At 38.7% G+C, this 16,921-nt stretch carries 15 protein-coding genes; 2 read left to right on the forward strand and 13 right to left on the reverse strand.

From position 1 onward, the window contains the following. Positions 1-97: 97 nt before the first annotated feature. Complete coding sequence (locus MED217_RS07800; RefSeq protein WP_009779957.1) at positions 98-1,315, reverse strand: RsmB/NOP family class I SAM-dependent RNA methyltransferase; 1,218 nt, start codon at positions 1,313-1,315, stop codon at positions 98-100. A 77-nt stretch (positions 1,316-1,392) separates the two neighbouring features. Here MED217_RS07800 and MED217_RS07805 point away from each other — a divergent pair, with 77 nt between their 5' ends. Next, complete coding sequence (locus tag MED217_RS07805; RefSeq protein WP_009779958.1) at positions 1,393-2,442, forward strand: WD40/YVTN/BNR-like repeat-containing protein; 1,050 nt, start codon at positions 1,393-1,395, stop codon at positions 2,440-2,442. Between the two features lie 69 nt (positions 2,443-2,511). Here MED217_RS07805 and MED217_RS07810 read toward each other — a convergent pair whose 3' ends face one another. From MED217_RS07810 to MED217_RS07840, 7 genes are all read right to left on the reverse strand, one after another. Further along, positions 2,512-2,958 carry a hypothetical protein gene (locus MED217_RS07810; RefSeq protein WP_009779959.1) on the reverse strand — a complete coding sequence of 149 codons (447 nt, stop codon included), beginning with the start codon at positions 2,956-2,958 and terminating at the stop codon, positions 2,512-2,514. Positions 2,959-2,973: 15 nt separating this feature from the next. Next, complete coding sequence (locus tag MED217_RS07815) at positions 2,974-3,471, reverse strand: hypothetical protein (protein WP_009779960.1); 498 nt, start codon at positions 3,469-3,471, stop codon at positions 2,974-2,976. A gap of 31 nt (positions 3,472-3,502) precedes the next feature. Then, positions 3,503-4,024: an RNA polymerase sigma factor gene (locus MED217_RS07820; RefSeq protein ID WP_009779961.1), complete on the reverse strand. Its 522-nt coding sequence runs from the start codon at positions 4,022-4,024 to the stop codon at positions 3,503-3,505. Between the two features lie 397 nt (positions 4,025-4,421). Next, on the reverse strand, positions 4,422-6,245 hold the full coding sequence (locus tag MED217_RS07825; protein WP_009779962.1) for an ABC transporter ATP-binding protein: 1,824 nt from the start codon (positions 6,243-6,245) through the stop codon (positions 4,422-4,424). Between the two features lie 154 nt (positions 6,246-6,399). Further along, positions 6,400-8,118, reverse strand: coding sequence for a phospho-sugar mutase (locus MED217_RS07830; protein WP_009779963.1), 1,719 nt, complete (start codon positions 8,116-8,118; stop codon positions 6,400-6,402). A 51-nt stretch (positions 8,119-8,169) separates the two neighbouring features. After that, positions 8,170-9,120, reverse strand: coding sequence for a glycosyltransferase family 2 protein (locus MED217_RS07835; protein ID WP_009779964.1), 951 nt, complete (start codon positions 9,118-9,120; stop codon positions 8,170-8,172). A 7-nt stretch (positions 9,121-9,127) separates the two neighbouring features. Continuing rightward, positions 9,128-9,655 (reverse strand): DUF4199 domain-containing protein, encoded by a 528-nt coding sequence (locus MED217_RS07840; protein WP_040533362.1) that lies wholly within the window; start codon positions 9,653-9,655, stop codon positions 9,128-9,130. Positions 9,656-9,862: 207 nt separating this feature from the next. Between MED217_RS07840 and MED217_RS07845 the strand changes: the two genes are divergently transcribed. After that, positions 9,863-10,114, forward strand: coding sequence for a type B 50S ribosomal protein L31 (locus MED217_RS07845; protein ID WP_009779966.1), 252 nt, complete (start codon positions 9,863-9,865; stop codon positions 10,112-10,114). Positions 10,115-10,190: 76 nt separating this feature from the next. On the opposite strand, the gene MED217_RS07850 is transcribed toward MED217_RS07845, so the two are convergent. The 5 genes from MED217_RS07850 to MED217_RS07870 form a co-directional block, all read right to left on the reverse strand. Continuing rightward, positions 10,191-10,415, reverse strand: a complete 225-nt coding sequence (locus MED217_RS07850; RefSeq protein ID WP_009779967.1) for a DUF6095 family protein — start codon at positions 10,413-10,415, stop codon at positions 10,191-10,193. Continuing rightward, positions 10,402-11,223: an N-acetylmuramic acid 6-phosphate etherase gene (murQ, locus tag MED217_RS07855; protein WP_009779968.1), complete on the reverse strand. Its 822-nt coding sequence runs from the start codon at positions 11,221-11,223 to the stop codon at positions 10,402-10,404. The genes MED217_RS07850 and murQ overlap by 14 nt, the downstream gene beginning before the upstream one ends. A 41-nt stretch (positions 11,224-11,264) precedes the next feature. Then, entirely contained in the window at positions 11,265-12,035 is a 771-nt protein-coding gene (locus tag MED217_RS07860; protein WP_230199250.1) for a DUF4249 family protein, read from the reverse strand. 38 nt (positions 12,036-12,073) lie between these two features. Continuing rightward, complete coding sequence (locus MED217_RS07865; RefSeq protein WP_050759351.1) at positions 12,074-14,434, reverse strand: TonB-dependent receptor; 2,361 nt, start codon at positions 14,432-14,434, stop codon at positions 12,074-12,076. A gap of 111 nt (positions 14,435-14,545) precedes the next feature. Beyond that, entirely contained in the window at positions 14,546-16,771 is a 2,226-nt protein-coding gene (locus tag MED217_RS07870) for an NADP-dependent isocitrate dehydrogenase (protein ID WP_009779971.1), read from the reverse strand. Positions 16,772-16,921: the final 150 nt, after the last annotated feature.

A 16,921-nucleotide genomic window follows, 5' to 3' on the forward strand; every position in this document is an offset into this window, starting at 1 on the left:
TTGATAACTGAAAAATGAACCTCCTCCACAGCTCCAAAAAAGAAAAGCCTTAAAAGTATCATCTTTTAAGGCTTTAAAATGCTATTGTTTTCAGTAGCTAGGCTTTGTCTTTTTTGACCATTAAGCACATATAAAAGCCGTCATAACCGCTTTCGCTAGATAAAACTGTTTTCTGTTTTTCTATGCTAAAGTCGCTTCCTTCTTCGGTTTTTAAGAACTTTTTGATCTGTTCTTGATTTTCTGAAGGTAGAATAGAGCAGGTAGCGTAAACCATTTTTCCACCGGGCTTCACGATCTTAGAATAGTCTTTTAAAATGCTCTGCTGCGTTGCCTGAATTTTTTCAACAAAATCCGGTTGCAGTTTCCATTTGGCGTCCGGATTACGGCTTAAAACGCCAAGTCCTGTACACGGCGCATCAATAAGCACGCGGTCTGCAGAATTGTGAAGCTTCTTAATAACCTTTGTTGAATCGATCACGCGGGTTTCAATGTTAAAAGCTCCTGCACGACGTGCACGACGCTTGAGCTCTTTCAGCTTATTTCCGTAGATATCAAGAGCGATCAACTGGCCTTTGTTATCCATTTGAGCTGCAAGATGCAAGGTTTTTCCACCAGCTCCTGCGCAAGTATCTACCACACGCATTCCCGGTTCTACATCAAGGTATGGAGCTACCAATTGCGAAGAAGCATCCTGTACCTCAAAAAGACCGTTTTTAAAAGCTTCGGTTGTAAATACGTTGGCGCGTTCTTGAAGTTGAAGCGCGTCTTTATAAGGTTTAATATTTTCGGTCTCGTGGCCTTCTTCTGCTAAAGCTGTTTGCAATGCGCCGATGTCAGATTTTAAGCGGTTAACACGTAAAACTACCGGTGCTTGCTTGTTTAACGCAGCAAGTTCTGCATCCCACTTATCACCAAGTTCTTGCTGACCCAACTCGTCTAACCAATCTGGAACAGATTCTCTAAACTTTCTGGTGTTTGATAGTTCATCAAAACGACCTTTGATTCTGCGCGTAGGTGTTTCTTCAAACTGCGGCCAGTCTGGTAGTTTAATTCCGCGTAGCGTACACCAAACAGCAAACAGGCGCCAGAGGTCTTTACGCTCAAAGGGTTCTTTAACATCAGCAATTTCTGCATAAAGTCGTTTCCAGCGTACAATATCGTACGTGGTTTCGGCGATAAAACTGCGGTCACGAGAGCCCCAGCGTTTGTCGCGCTTCAGTTGTTTAGCGATCACTTTATCAGCATAGCCGCCTTCATTAAAAATTTCGATTAAGCCATCAATAACAGCAAAAACCAGATTGCGATGTAAACGCATAACAAATGTTTTTAAAATGCGCGCAAAGGTACAGGATTAAAAAGGAATAGTTTTAAATTCGGGAAAATTTTAAATGTATGAGATATTTATTGGGAGTGCTGCTCAGTTTATTGATTTTGAGTTGCAAAAACACTTCAGAAACTAAAAAGTTGAACGCGATACAATCTGTTGAAATAGAAACCATCTATGAAGATTCGGTAAGTATTAGGGCGCTCGAAATTCTTGATGACGGAAGCGTTGCCTTTGCAGGTTCTAACGGAAAATACGGTTTGTACAATCCTTCTTCTAAAGTTTGGAATACGGCCGTGATGCGACAGGATAGTCTTACGCCAAACTTTAGAGCCGTAGCGCATACCGCTGAAGATTTCTTTATGCTGAGTATAGAAAGTCCGGCGTTATTGTACAAAACAGGAAATTCTGGCGCTATGGAATTGGTGTATGAAGAAACAGATCCTAAAGCTTTTTACGATTCTATGAGGTTTTGGAATGATCAAGAGGGGATAGCAATGGGAGATCCTACCGAGAACTGCATCTCAATCATCATCACCCGAGATGGAGGTAAAACGTGGACTAAAGTTTCTTGCGATAAGTTACCTGAAGCAGCAGAAGGCGAGGCGGCGTTTGCAGCGAGTAATTCTAATATTGCGGTATATGAGAATAACGCGTGGATCATCACCGGCGGAATGAAATCAAGAGTTTTACACACAGGTGATAAAGGGAAAACCTGGGAGGTTTTCGACACACCTTTAAAACAAGGAACGCCCACTACAGGCGGTTATTCTATAGACTTTTATGATGCAAATCTTGGCGTAATTATAGGTGGTGATTATAAAAACCCTAAAGGAAATGAGGCGAACAAAGCGATTACAAAAGATGGGGGAAAGACCTGGGAATTGCTTGCAGATAAAGAAAATCCGGGACATCGTAGTAACATTCAATTTGTACCTGGTTCTGAAGGACAAGAATTGCTTACCGTGAGTTATTATTCTATTGACTACAGTAAGGATCAAGGAGCAACCTGGAAAAACCTGAGTAGCGAAGGCTTCTTCACCGTACGTTTCTTAAATGACTCTACTGCTTATGCTGCAGGAAATGGAAGCATCGCACGATTGACTTTTAAACGATAATTCATAAAAAAAGCGATTCTGTAACAGAATCGCTTTTTCAACATTTAACGCTAATTAAAAAGCTTAACCTTAATTTTTATCTCTGCGTTTCTTGTATTCTTCCCATAATTTTCTACCAAACTTGCGTTCGGCTTCTGGGAGGAACACCATTTTAGAAGCAGGAAGTTTCTGAGTAAGATCTATCATTAATTGAGTTTCTAACTCATATCTGCTTTTCTCGATGTCTTGATATTCTGCCATCAATTTTTTTGCCTGCGCATCAGAAAAGCTCTTTTTAGAGCCAGATTCAGAGAATTTCTCGTCGAATAATTTACGCTCTCTAGAACGTAAATCACTGATTTTTGAGTCATATACATTATATATAGGCCAAAATTTTTCGGCTTCTGCAGGAGTAAGATTTAATTCTTCAGTCAAGAATGGAACTTTAAGTGCTTTTATGTGCTCGTGTCTGTCTCTTTTTTGAGCACTTATAGAAAGGCTCGAGCAAAGAACAAGTAAGATTAAAAATCGTTTCATAGTTTTTTATAAAAATTACTGACCGTCAAGCGTATTCTGAATGATATCCTGATCTACATATTCATAGATCAAGTCTTCGCTCACGCTTTGATCATCAAAAATTGAGGTGTTGTCTTGAATTGTGCTAAGCTCTTCAGCAGAAAAATAATCTTGTATTCGATCTTCTTCTTCAAAGTAGCTTTCAAGACTGGTAATACTAAGTGAGTCAAACTGCATTTCTTTTTCTATAGGATTTACCACATAGAAAAGAACGAGTAGCACAGCAGCAATTGCCGCGACACTTGATAGTATTGTTTTAAAATTATAGCGAACAAGTTTTCCTTGTGGTTTATTTTGATCAAGAATTGCTTGCTCAACGTGACTGAAATAATGTTCAGGAACCAGAAACCCATCATTGTTATTAGGAAAAAGCTTCTGAAATTTTAGCTCAATAAGCAGACGCTCCTCAAACGACTCAAAATAGCCGAGAGGTACATTAAACTGCTTGTTTTTATTTTCGTTTTCGCTTTTCATTATATTTTAGACGTTTAAGGTCATAAAAGGTTTAATGCGCTGTGACGTATTCTGTTATCTTTTTTACTGCGTGATGGTAACTTGCTTTTAATGCACCTTCAGAGGTATCTAAAATTTCTGAAATTTCATTGTATTGCAGTTCATCAAAGTATTTCATCACAAATACCTGCTTTTGCTTTGCCGGAAGTGTATCTATAGCCTTTTGTAATGTAAGCTGTGCTTCATCTCCATTAAAGTAAGGATCGCTCGTCAGGTTGGCTACCAGGCTTTCTTGAAGCTCTTCACTACCTATCTGGGTCGTGCGTTTTCTTTTTTTAATAAATGTTAGACTTTCGTTTGTCGCTATGCGGTACAGCCATGTGTAAATTTGGCTTTCTCCGTTAAAGTTATGCAGATTCTTGTAAACCTTTATAAACGTGTTTTGTAAGACATCATCAGCATCATCATGAGAGATGACCATACGTCGTATGTGCCAATACAAACGTTCTTTGTATTGAGATACTAAATCTTCAAATTTTAAAGGTTGCAATGTATGTGCTTCTAGATGATTCAATGCAGATTTTTAAATGCTTACTCTACTTCTGACTGCAAATCTGCTAAATGGTTTAATTACTTAAAGTATAAAATATAGTTAAAGAAATAATTAAAGTAAAATGCAGTTGCAATGAATTAAGAGATTTTGCAGATGAAGCTATGAAACTTCGATTAAAAACATTAAAAAAAGGATAAAATACATATTCTTCTTGTGGGTTAGCTTTTTTGAATATATATTTGACTCACTTTAAAGTAAGAGAATGAGTTAATTAATATTGTTGTAAAGTTTGAAAAACACTTAAAATCTTTTTTGCCCCAAGTATTAAAGATGATTTTAACCCAACGTAAGAACTTCACAACAATAAAAAATCCGCATCAAACCGATGCGGATTTTTTGTTTTTAGCCTGTTTTGAAACTACTCAAAAGACTGCATCTCAACGAGTTTTTTATACGTTCCGTTTAAGGCGAGGAGTTCTTGATGCTTTCCTTGTTCTACGATTTTTCCTTTTTGCATCACAATGATCTGATCTGCATTTTGAATGGTAGATAGTCGGTGCGCGATGACAATTGAAGTTCTGTTCATCATCATATTTTCGAGCGCTTTTTGAACTAAGCGTTCACTTTCAGTATCTAAGGCAGAAGTCGCCTCATCCAAAATCATAATTGGCGGATTTTTTAAAACAGCTCTTGCAATAGATAAACGTTGCTTTTGACCACCACTCAATTTGTTTCCGCTGTCGCCAATGTTGGTATCTAGCTTTAAGGGCAATTCGTTTACAAACTCCCAGGCGTTGGCTACTTTGAGTGCAGCGATCACTTCATCGTCACTGGCATCAGGTTTCCCTAATAAAATGTTGTTACGTACCGTATCGTTGAATAAAATTGAATCTTGTGTTACCAATCCCATTTGAGCGCGTAAAGAAGCTTTGGTAAGTTGTTTAATATTTATTCCGTCGAGTTTAATGGCACCTTCATTAACATCATAAAAACGTGTCACTAGATTGGCAATTGTACTTTTACCGCTACCGCTTTGTCCTACTAAAGCAACCGTTTTTCCTTTAGGAACAACTGCACTAAAATTGGTGAGCACGTTTTCATCTTCATATTTAAAGGACACATTCTCAATGTGCACAGCATCGTGAAACTCTTGAGCGGTTATTGCATCAGGAGCATTTTTTATAGTTGTTTCCGTATTTAAAACGGAAAGAATACGTTCTGCTGCAGCATTTCCTTTTTTAACGCTGTAGGATGCTTTGCTTATTTGTTTTGCCGGCGTCAGGATCTGGTAAGAAAGTCCTAAAAACGCGATGAACTGTGAGGCTTCAAGCGAACCTTCAACAAGGACCATCTGTCCACCAAACCATAAAATCACTACGATCACAAAAATCCCTAAGAATTCGCTTGTAGGTGAAGCAAGGTTTTGCCGATTGATCAAACTATTCAAGATACTGTTCAATCGCGTAGTACTGCCTCTAAATTTGGATCTAAACTGATTTTCCCCATTGAATCCTTTAATGATCTTAAGACTTGAAAGCGTCTCTTCAACTATAGACAAAAACGTACCATTTTCTTCTTGCGCCTGGTTAGATTGCTTCTTCAATGATTTACCAATGCGGGAGATGATAATACCTGAAATGGGTAAGAAGACAAAAACAAATAATGTAAGCTTTGGGCTCAGGACCAGCATCATAAGAATGGTGAAAATGATGGTCAACGGTTCGCGCACTACCATTTCTAGAATAGAAAGAAAAGAACGCTCTACTTCATTTACATCAGCCGTTATTCTTGAGATGGTATCTCCTTTTCTTTTTTCAGAAAAATAAGCAACCGGCAATTCTAATAACTTATCGTAAATAGCATCACGTACATCACGCATAACACCATTACGTAAAAAAGTAATAAAGAAAGTAGCGAGATAACCAAAGATATTCTTCAAGAAAAACAATAGTACTACGATACCGCAAACAAGAACTAGAGCAGACAATTCGTTCTCTGCAACCTGTTGACTCACATAGTAGTAAAATGAATTGAAAAGATAATCTTTAACGCCGCTCCAGCCGTCCCAAACGGGAAGTTCGTTAACGCGTTTTGCTTTGTCAAATAAAATATCGATTACAGGAATCAATGCTAAAAAGGAAAGTGTACTGAAAATCGCATAGAGAATGTTGCACACAATATTTAAAACCGCATATTTTTTATACGGTTTTGCAAAAAGCATTATTTGTTTAAAATAATTCATATAAATGTCCCTTAAAATCGGGTTTAAAAAAATCGCCTCAACAAATCTGACCTAGCAGAAATGGTGAGGCGAATTTACTTCAATTCTTCTGGAATCGATATTTGTTTAGCTTAAGATTCCTTCAGAAGTATATTTATAGGTTAGAAACGGGCTTTTAAAGTCCTAATTCTTTGCGTATTCCGGCTATTTTAGCATCTAATTTTTCTTCTACGCTATTTAGATCTTCTAAGCTTTTAGCTTCATCGTTCACACTGATGTAAAACTTGATTTTAGGCTCGGTACCACTAGGTCTTGCAGCGATGCGCGATCCCTGATCTGTATGGTAGATTAAAACATTAGACTTAGGAATATCAATATCTACAGAAGTTCCGGTAGTTGTTTTTAGCGATTTTGAAGAAGCATAATCATCAATTTGTACTACTTGCTCTCCGTTGATCGTAGTTAATGGATTCTCGCGTAAATCGATCATTGTTTGCTTGATTTCTTCAGCACCAGAGATTCCTTTTTTTACTAATGAAGTCAGATCTTCTTTATAGAAACCATGCTTCACATAAAGGTCTTGTAATTTTTTGAAGAAAGAAGCTCCTTCGCTTTTCGCTTTTGTTACAATTTCGCAAGCGAGTAGAGTAGCGGTAACCGCATCTTTATCGCGCACAAAATCACCTACCATATAGCCAAAACTCTCTTCACCACCACCAATGAAATTCTGGTTAGGATGATCTTTAATCATTTTGGCGATCCATTTAAAACCGGTAAGTCCCAATTTACACTCAACACCATAAGACTCTGCCAAAACATCCATCATAGGCGTAGAAACTATTGTAGATCCAATAAACTCGTTTCCTTTAGGCTTGTTGTTTGAGAAATACAGGTCTAATAAGAAATCGGTCATCACGACCATAGTTTGATTTCCGTTAAGAAGTTGAAGCTTACCTTTGTTATTACGCACAGCGATACCCAGACGGTCACAGTCAGGATCTGTACCTATAACTATATCTGCATTTTTTTCTTCAGCCAGTTCTAGGGCCATCTTTAATGCTTCTGGCTCTTCTGGATTTGGAGATTTTACCGTTGGGAAATTTCCGTTAGGTGTACGTTGTTCTTCAACAATATGTACATTTTTATAACCGGCACCTTCTAAAACTTCAGGAATAATGGTTACTGAAGTCCCATGTAAGGGAGTAAAAACGATGGTGACATCATCACGGTGCTTATCAAGTTCTGCAAAGCTTCCGTTTTTCAGTGAAGCTTCGATAAATGCCTGATCAACATCTTTGTCTATATAAGTGATGTGTTCCTTTTTTGCTGAAAAGTTTACCGCGTCGTAATCAAGACTTTCGATCTCTGCAACGATTTCTGAATCTTGTGGTGGAACCAACTGGCCGCCATCTTGCCAATATACTTTATATCCATTGTATTCCGGTGGGTTGTGACTAGCTGTAAGTACAATACCACAGTGGCAATCTAAATGTTTTACTGCAAAACTTAATTCTGGAGTAGGTCTTAGATCGCTAAATAGAAATACTTTAATATCATTTGCTGAAAAAACATCTGCTACAACCTGAGCAAGCTCTTTACTGTTGTTACGACAGTCGTAAGCTATTGCTACTTTAGGGGTTTCGCCGGGAAAAGCTTCTTTTAGATAATTAGATAAGCCTTGGGTGTTTTTACCAAGGGTGTATTTGTTGATGCGATTGGTTCCCACGCCCATAATACCGCGCATTCCACCGGTACCAAATTCAAGGTTTTTATAAAAACTCTCATTCAGCTCGTCAGCATTTGCATCGATAAGTTTTTGTACTTCATTCTGGGTTGCGGAGTCAAAAGTAGATGAAAGCCAAGCTTTTGCTTTCTCAATAATTTCAGAATTCATAGGTCAAAAGTTGTTTGAATCAAAAATAGGAATTTTCAACCTTACTAGGCTTTAGTTAAATCCCTTTTTATCTTTTATTAAATAACGTGGTCGCTCGTGTTTTGTGCGTTGCACAAGTTCGCCCAAAAATCCCGCGATAAAAAGTTGCATACCAATGATCATACTGGTTAGAGCAATGTAAAATTGTGGGCGTTGGGTTAAAAGTCGTGCTGTAGGGTTAATAAAAAGTTTGTCAATACCTAAGTAAGCTACCAAACCAAACCCGATGATGAACATTATGGCTCCTAAGGTTCCAAATAAATGCATAGGGCGTTTAGCGAAATGTGTAGTAAACCAAATGGTTAACAAGTCGAGGAAGCCTTTAATAAAGCGGTCTGCACCAAATTTTGTCTGGCCATACTTTCGAGCCTGATGTTGAACAGGTTTTTCTGTAATGTTGATAAAACCGGCGTTTTTTGCGAGCAACGGGATATAGCGGTGCATGTCACCATAGACATCAATATTTTTTACAACTTCATTGCGGTAGGCCTTTAAACCGCAATTAAAATCGTGTAATTGTAGTCCGCTTGTTTTGCGAGCTGCTGCGTTAAATAGTTTTGAAGGAAGGTTTTTTGCTAATACAGAATCGTATCTCTTTTTCTTCCATCCTGAAACAATATCATAGCCTTCTTGAGTTATAAGGCGATAAAGTTCAGGAATTTCATCTGGACTGTCTTGTAAGTCGGCGTCCATAGTGATGACCACTTCGCCTTCAACAGCCAGAAAACCGGCGTTGAGGGCCTGACTTTTTCCGTAGTTACGGTTAAAACAAATTCCTTTTACAAATTGATTTTGTTGGGCGAGTTGTTCAATTTTTTGCCACGAGCCATCGGTACTTCCGTCATCTACAAAGAGAAGCTCATACGTGTAACCTTCTTTTGAGATCACACGTATGAGCCAGTCGTATAGTTCTTGTAAAGATTCTTTCTCGTTAAGTAAGGGTATAACTACCGATAACTGCATATAAAATTTATTGGTGCGGATTGTTACGCTTCAAAATTAAACCACTTATAAGAGAAATAATAAAGCCAAAGAAAATTCCTGCTACGATCTGAAATGAAGATTGTACCCAAGGTTGTGAAAATTTCCCGGCAAATTCCATTGCTTGATCAATTTGAGCTTCGGTCATATTAGGTTGTGAGTTGATCATCGTTTCCCTTTGTTTTTCGATGATCAATTCGGTAAAACCAGGTTCGATAACGGTAAGGAACACATAATTATAAAGCGCGCCTAAGATTGCACCGATTAAGGCAATACCGACACCAACTTTTAATGCATCCTTCAGATCCATAAAACCACCGTTTCCATTTCTATATACTTTTTGCCCGTAAGAAATACAAGCTATCATAATTAGGAAACTCACTGCAGCGGTCATCCAGTTCTGATCAAGTAGCGAATTGGTCACATAAAGTACTACTGCTAAAATAATAGTAAGAAGGCCTAAAAGTCCGCCATAGGTTAGGGCTACTTTTCCGGTGGTTAGTTTTTGTTCTTCCATAAGTAAAGGATTAAGTTTGTAAATGTACATATAAGGGTCCTATAGACCTAGTTTTAATAATTGTTGATAAGTAAACTTCTAAGCAAAATTGTTACAGGAAATTTCTTTTAGAATAAAATTGTAATTAATTATTTAAAACCCCTTGTCAGATTATAAATTATTTCTAAATTTGCACCTCAAAATTGAGCAGATTTTAAAGCATTTACGATGAAAAAAGAGATACATCCAGAAAATTATAGAGTAGTAGCATTTAAAGACATGTCTAACGACGAGGTTTTTTTAACTAAATCTACTGCTAACACAAGAGAAACTATTGAGGTTGATGGTGAGACTTATCCTTTAGTAAAATTGGAGATCTCTAGAGCATCACACCCATTCTACACCGGTAAATCTAAATTGGTAGATACAGCTGGTCGTATTGACAAGTTCAAAAACAAATACAAGAAATTCGCTAAATAAGCGATTCTCATATCATTTTAAAAAGCCTTTGCATTTGCAAAGGCTTTTTTTGTGCTTTGATTTGTGTTTTCTAAGCTTAGTTCTTATCAAAAAGCGCATTCATAATGCGATTGATTCCTTTAAAGGCAAAATAAATGGCCAATGCCGCAGCGATAAAACCCAAAACCAAAACAGGAATGTACAGTGGGTGCTCACTGTTTTTAAAAGCCTGATAGATAATTCCCGGACCCAAGAACATAAATAATAAGGACGTTGCCATCGTACGAACGCCTTTTGCCAATGCTTCTTTATTTGTTGCCATGTTGATACTTAGTTACCGCGGCTCTTACCGAACCGTTTTCCTTTAATAATTGTGCTGCTTCTTCGGTGCTTACCGGTATTTCAGCCTTAATCATGCGTATGCCACGATCTACAAGTTTGTCGTTGCTGAGTTGCATATCTACCATCTTATTTCCTTTGACTTTTCCTAGTTGGATCATCGCTGTGGTAGAAATCATATTAAGCACCAGTTTTTGAGCGGTTCCTGCTTTCATGCGGCTGCTGCCGGTTACAAATTCTGGGCCTACTACAACTTCTATCGGAAAATTGGAAGCTACGGCAATAGGGCATCCTTTATTGCAGGTGATGCTTCCGGTTGAAATCTTGTTTTCATTACAAGCGTTTAAAGCGTGTAGCACATAAGGTGTCGTTCCTGAAGCAGCGATTCCGATTACAAAATCTTTTTCGGTAATCTTATGTGCTTTAAGATCCTCCCAGCCTTGCGTGGTACTGTCTTCAGCATTTTCAACTGCTTTTCGTATCGCAGTTTCACCACCAGCGATCAAACCTATAACCAGATCGTGAGAAACTCCAAAAGTAGGAGGGCATTCTGAAGCATCAACAACTCCTAATCTTCCGCTTGTGCCGGCACCCATGTAGAATAATCTTCCGCCTTGTTTCATTTTGGCTATAAGCGCTTCAAGTAAACGTTCAATTTGCGGTAAAGCCTGTTCCACCGCCATAGGAACTGTTTTGTCTTCTGCATTTATATTTTTTAGCAGATTTGTTACACTCATCTTCTCTAAATCAGTGTAGTTTGAATCTTGCTCGGTAGTTTTAGTAAAGCTCATAATTGCTTTAGAAATGTAAATAGTTGCTGTTGCAAGTTAGTTTATTCAATAATTATGGAGGCCGAATACACAGCTCCAATCGCAAAATAGCCTAATGGATAATGTTCTTTATTGGTCGTGTTGACGATGTTACCACGCACGGTAGATGGTGGCGGTACAAAAGGATTTCCTGAAGCTTGCCCGGTTTGATTCAATAGCACGGTCATATAATCAAAAAAAGGTTTATTGATCCCTATTAAATCAATGTCTAATGTATCTTGAACGTTTAAATCTTCATAGAAATAAGAAAATGAAAACTGCCGATCTTTATAAAAAGTGTCTTCGCTTGCGAGAAACTGCCCTTTATCCAGATCAAAAAGATAGAAATTATCTTCATTTGCAAGGTCTGTGTAAGTGATGACCACTTCAGTCTCATCTTCAGAAAATAAACTTTCTTCCCCTTGAACGACAGAGTCTATAGGAACGGCAGGAAAATACTGTGTGCTGGCCTCATAAAGTTCTCCTTCGTATTCAATATTTAAAATCACGTTGCCTGTGGTAAGTTCTGATCTGGGGAGAACCGTGCTGTAAAATCCGTTTTCTTCGGGTTGTAGCGTGTACGTTTCATTACTCGTGGTTAAAGACACCAGAGCGTCGCTAACTGTGGGAATCGTATCTGCATAATAGCTTGCAGTGCGCGTGAGTTTTAGATAAGCCTCGACCAGAAAGGTATCATTGTCGGGAATGCGCATCAAAGCATCTACCACGAGGCGCTCTTCGGTTGGAGGAAGATCTACATCTATAGCTTCTTGACAACCGACAAGGAATAGCATTTGAAAAGCGCAAATCAATAAAAAACCAACTCTTCTCATCAGAATTTGAAATTATAGGTTACCGAAGGAAGAATACCGAAAATAGACGTGCGTAAAGCTTCATTTGCTCCTGTATCTTCATTCGTTCTAAAGGTGATCGATGCAGCATTCATACGGTTATAAACATTATAAATACTGAAAACCCACTCGCCTTTAATCGTTTTGTTTTTATTTTTTGGGGTTAAAGTTGCCGAAAGATCCAGCCGGTTATACGAAGGCAATCGCTGTTGATTTCGGGTAGCGTAATTGGCGATGGTCAAACCTTGAAATTGCGATTGACTCACCGGAAAATTGGTAGGTTGCCCGGTTTGAAACACAAAGTTTGCATTGAAATTCCATTTTTTGTTCAATTCAAAATTGACATACGCACTGATGTCGTGCGTTTTATCATAGGCTGAAGGATACCAGTCGCCATTATTAATGCCGGTCTCTGTTGGCGTTCTTCCCGGTGTTTGTTGCTCACTACGCGATAGGGTATAAGCGAGCCAGCCTGTGAATTTTCCTTTGTTTTTCTTTGCAAGAAATTCAAGACCGTAGGCTCTGCCTTTTCCACTTAGCACTTCGCCTTCAATAGCATCATTGGCAATTAGTTGTGCGCCGTTTCTGTAATCTAATCTGTTTTGAATGTCTTTATAAAAGATTTCAGTCTCTATCGAATATTCATTATTCCTTATCTTTTTAAAATATCCTAAAGCATATTGATCGAGCAACTGTGGTTTGAGATAAGGCCCACTGGGTGCGTAGACGTCAAGCGGAGTAGGGGCGTTGGTGTTTGAGATTAAATGTAAATATTGCGCCATTCTGTTGTAGCTCGCCTTAAACGAACTGTTATCATTAATCAAATAAGATAAGGAGGCGCGCGGCTCTAAATTTGTAAATGTGGCCAGAGTGCCCGTATTCGTTTGGACTTCTACAGGCGCGGCGGGTTGATATAATTCGAGTTGGTCGTTATAATTTAAGGCTTGATCATTTTGATAGCGGTTGAAAGCATCTTGACCCAGACGTGTAAAATGACTTAAGCGCAACCCGTAGCGTAGCGTGAGTGCTTCAGAAATATCATGTTCTGCTTCTGCATAAACTGAAAATTCATTTGCAAATTTATCCGTGAGTTGAGATGGATTGATTCCAGAATCCGGTCGGTTGGGAATGATCGTGGCGGGATTGAATCGGTAATAAATATTGTTTAGTCCGTAGCTCAATTTGATCTCACTATTCAGATAATGTTGAAAATCATATTTTACATTGAAATTTCGAATTCCTGAATCGTATTGAAAACCAACAAAATCAAGCAATAACCCATAATAATAATCAGAATAAATCAACGAAAGGTTAGAGAAGAGTTTATCTGAAAAAACGTGATTCCATCTTAAATTGATTGTAGCGTTTCCGTAAGTATTCAAAAAACTATCGCTCACTCCAAAAAGGTCACGGCCAAAATATCCAGAAAGGTAAAGACTGTTTTTATCATCAAAATTATAATTCAGTTTGGCATTCAGATCATAGAAATACGCCTTGTTGTCGATATCGAATAGCGGAAGAAAAAGATGCGCATATGAAGCGCGCCCGCCTACAAGAAAAGCCGACTTGTTTTTGACAATAGGTCCTTCGACTAAAAGTCTACTGGCGACGGCCCCGATTCCGCCATTGGCGTGAAACTCTTTACTGTTTCCTTCTTTCTGATAAATATCAAGCACGGAGGAAACTCTACCGCCGTAGCGTGCAGGAATTCCGCCTTTGTAAAGTTTAAGATCCTTTATCGCATCAGGATTGAACACAGAGAAAAAACCGAAAAGATGTGAAGAATTAAAAATGATCGCTTCGTCCAGTAAAATAAGGTTTTGATCAACTGCGCCTCCGCGCACGTTAAACCCTGAAGCACCTTCGCCGGCATTGGTTACACCAGGCAGCAACAAGATCGATTTAATGACATCAGCCTCACCCAGCACCACAGGAATTTGCTTGATCGTTTCAGCAGTTAGTGCATTCACGCTCATTTGTGGTTTTCTAATACTCAATTGTTCTACGTCTTCCTGAATGATGACCTCGTCTAAGGTTTCGGTACTTTCATTCAGTGAAAAATTCAGCTTCTTGTTTTCTGAAAGTTGAAGAGGTTGCGCGATATTTTCAAAACCTATAAAACTTACTTGAAGCGTGTAATTCCCTTCTGGTAAGGTCAGGGAGTAAAAACCATATTCGTTAGTTACCGCACCCTTGTTGAGTTCAGGAATGATAACATTTACGCCAATCAAGGTTTCGTTGGACGCGGCAGAAGTAATCGTACCGCTTATAGTGTAGTTCTCTTGCCCCCAAATGTTGAAACATAGCAAGAGCAGTAGCAAAGACCAATAATTGTTTTTCAAGCTTTTTTTCTCAAAAATAAGAGACTTAAAGGTTTGAAACACAGAATTAGTAAAATAAAAAAGGGGTTACCGTAAAGTAACCCTTCAATTTATATTGCCTTCTAGAAAAACCTAGGAGTTGATGATCGCGTTAAGCGTTGCACTTGGGCGCATTGCTGAAGAAGATTTTTCTTCATCAGGGAAATAATATCCACCAAGCTCTACTTCACTTCCTTGAGCATCTAACAGTTCCTGAAGAATTTTATCTTCATTTTGTTCCATTTCACTAGCGATTTCAGCAAAGTGAACTTGCAATTCCTTGTCTTTATCCTGAGCTGCTAATGCTTGTGCCCAATAAAGTGATAAATAGAAATGACTACCACGGTTATCAAGTTCATTAACCTTACGAGAAGGAGACTTTTTGTTGTCTAGGAATTTGATCGTTGCCTCGTCAAGCGTTTCAGCTAAAACTAAAGCTTTTGCATTGTCGTTTGTATTTCCTTCGTGTTCTAAAGAAACCGCTAAGGCTAAAAACTCTCCAAGAGAATCCCAACGTAGATGTCCTTCTTTTACAAACTGCTGTACGTGTTTAGGAGCAGAACCACCGGCACCGGTTTCAAATAAACCACCGCCATTCATCAACGGAACGATAGAAAGCATTTTTGCGCTGGTACCTACTTCAAGAATAGGGAAGAGGTCTGTGTTGTAATCGCGCAATACATTTCCGGTAACCGAAATAGTATCTTTTCCTTCTTTCATGCGTTTCAGGCTGAAGCGGGTAGCTTCAACAGGAGACATAATTTGAATATCTAATCCTGCAGTATCGTGATCTTTCAAATAAAGTTCAACTTTTTTGATAAGTTCAGCATCGTGTGCACGGTTTTTGTCAAGCCAGAAAATGGTAGGAACCCCCGTTGCTTTAGCGCGGTTGACAGCAAGTTTTACCCAGTCTTGAACGGGAGCGTCTTTCGTTTGACACGCTCTCCAGATATCGCCTTCTTCAACAGCATGCTCAATTAGTACATTGCCGGCAGCATCAACAACTTGAACAGTTCCGGCTTCAGCAATTTCAAAAGTTTTATCGTGAGAACCGTATTCTTCAGCCTTTTGAGCCATCAGTCCTACGTTTGGAACAGTACCCATTGTAGTAGGATCGAAAGCACCGTGTTCTTTACAGAAGTCGATGGTTTCTTGATAAATTCCAGCGTAGCTGCTATCTGGGATAACCGCTTTAGTATCTTGAGATTTTCCTTCAGCATTCCACATTTGACCACTGTTTCTGATCATAGCCGGCATAGAAGCGTCAATAATCACATCACTAGGAACGTGTAGGTTGGTAATACCTTTATCAGAATTTACCATTGCCAGGTCAGCGCGATTTTCTAAAGTAGTCAAGATCGCTTGCTCTACTTCATTTTTCTTAGCTTCAGGAAGCTTGTTGATGTCGTTTAAAAGATCGCCTAAACCATTTCTGGTGTCAACACCAATTGCTTTAAGATCTTCTCCAAACTTCTCAAAAACTTCTTTAAAATATACTTTTACAGCGTGGCCAAAGATGATAGGGTCTGAAACCTTCATCATGGTAGCTTTCATATGTATAGAGAATAAAATCCCTTGCGCTTTTGCATCTTCAATTTGCTCGCTTAAGAACTCAAGAAGCGCCGCCTTGCTCATTAAGGTTGCATCTATAATTTCACCTTCTTTAAGCGCTAAATTCTCTTTAAGTGTTTTTTTGTTTCCTGCAGCGTCCACGTGAATGATATCTACAGAAGTCGCTTCTGGTAATGTAACCGACTTCTCATTGGCTCTAAAATCACCACTGGCCATAGTAGCTACGTGTGATTTACTGTCTTTTGACCAAGCCCCCATACTGTGTGGGTTTTTACGTGCATATTCTTTAACCGGTTTAGGAGCACGTCTGTCTGAATTACCTTCACGCAAAACAGGATTTACAGCACTACCCAAAACTTTTGCATAACGTTGCTTGATGGCTTTTTCCTCTTCGGTTTTTGCTTCTTCGGGATAATCGGGAACCGCAAAACCTTTTGCTTGCAATTCTTTGATCACAGCAGTAAGCTGTGGTACCGAAGCACTAATGTTAGGAAGTTTGATGATATTGGCTTCCGGACTTTTTGCCAGTTCGCCAAGTTCACCAAGGGCATCGCTTACTTTTTGTTCTTCAGCAAGAAAATCAGGGAAATTCGCAAGAAGTCGAGCGGCAAGAGAGATATCTTTAACCTCAAATTCGATATTGGCAGGCTTAGCAAATTTACTTATGATAGGTAGAAAAGAATGCGTAGCTAACGCCGGAGCTTCATCAGTTTTGGTGTAAGCTATTTTAGATGTTTTGGTTGACATAAAAATGAGTTCGTTTAATAAATCTTGATTTTAATTCCGTCACTAAAAGGGGTGCTTTCTCTTATTTGAAGGTTTTTTTATCAAAAAAAATTCAAGAATAATTTGTGGATTGCAAATATAGAATTTTCGTGTAGATTTTAACACTTAAAT

Source organism: Leeuwenhoekiella blandensis MED217 (genome assembly GCF_000152985.1).
Lineage (GTDB): Bacteria > Bacteroidota > Bacteroidia > Flavobacteriales > Flavobacteriaceae > Leeuwenhoekiella > Leeuwenhoekiella blandensis.

Excerpts from the sequence above, each read along its gene's own strand:
- MED217_RS07835 (WP_009779964.1), bottom strand. The coding sequence starts at position 9,120 with ATGCAGTTATCGGTAGTTATACCCTTACTTAACGAGAAAGAATCTTTA.
- MED217_RS07850 (WP_009779967.1), bottom strand. The coding sequence starts at position 10,415 with ATGGCAACAAATAAAGAAGCATTGGCAAAAGGCGTTCGTACGATGGCA.
- murQ (WP_009779968.1), bottom strand. The coding sequence starts at position 11,223 with ATGAGCTTTACTAAAACTACCGAGCAAGATTCAAACTACACTGATTTA.
- MED217_RS07830 (WP_009779963.1), bottom strand. The coding sequence starts at position 8,118 with ATGAATTCTGAAATTATTGAGAAAGCAAAAGCTTGGCTTTCATCTACT.
- MED217_RS07810 (WP_009779959.1), bottom strand. The coding sequence starts at position 2,958 with ATGAAACGATTTTTAATCTTACTTGTTCTTTGCTCGAGCCTTTCTATA.
- MED217_RS07845 (WP_009779966.1), top strand. The coding sequence starts at position 9,863 with ATGAAAAAAGAGATACATCCAGAAAATTATAGAGTAGTAGCATTTAAA.
- MED217_RS07825 (WP_009779962.1), bottom strand. The coding sequence starts at position 6,245 with ATGAATTATTTTAAACAAATAATGCTTTTTGCAAAACCGTATAAAAAA.
- MED217_RS07800 (WP_009779957.1), bottom strand. The coding sequence starts at position 1,315 with ATGCGTTTACATCGCAATCTGGTTTTTGCTGTTATTGATGGCTTAATC.
- MED217_RS07805 (WP_009779958.1), top strand. The coding sequence starts at position 1,393 with ATGAGATATTTATTGGGAGTGCTGCTCAGTTTATTGATTTTGAGTTGC.
- MED217_RS07840 (WP_040533362.1), bottom strand. The coding sequence starts at position 9,655 with ATGGAAGAACAAAAACTAACCACCGGAAAAGTAGCCCTAACCTATGGC.
- MED217_RS07870 (WP_009779971.1), bottom strand. The coding sequence starts at position 16,771 with ATGTCAACCAAAACATCTAAAATAGCTTACACCAAAACTGATGAAGCT.
- MED217_RS07815 (WP_009779960.1), bottom strand. The coding sequence starts at position 3,471 with ATGAAAAGCGAAAACGAAAATAAAAACAAGCAGTTTAATGTACCTCTC.
- MED217_RS07860 (WP_230199250.1), bottom strand. The coding sequence starts at position 12,035 with ATGCTATTCCTTGTCGGTTGTCAAGAAGCTATAGATGTAGATCTTCCT.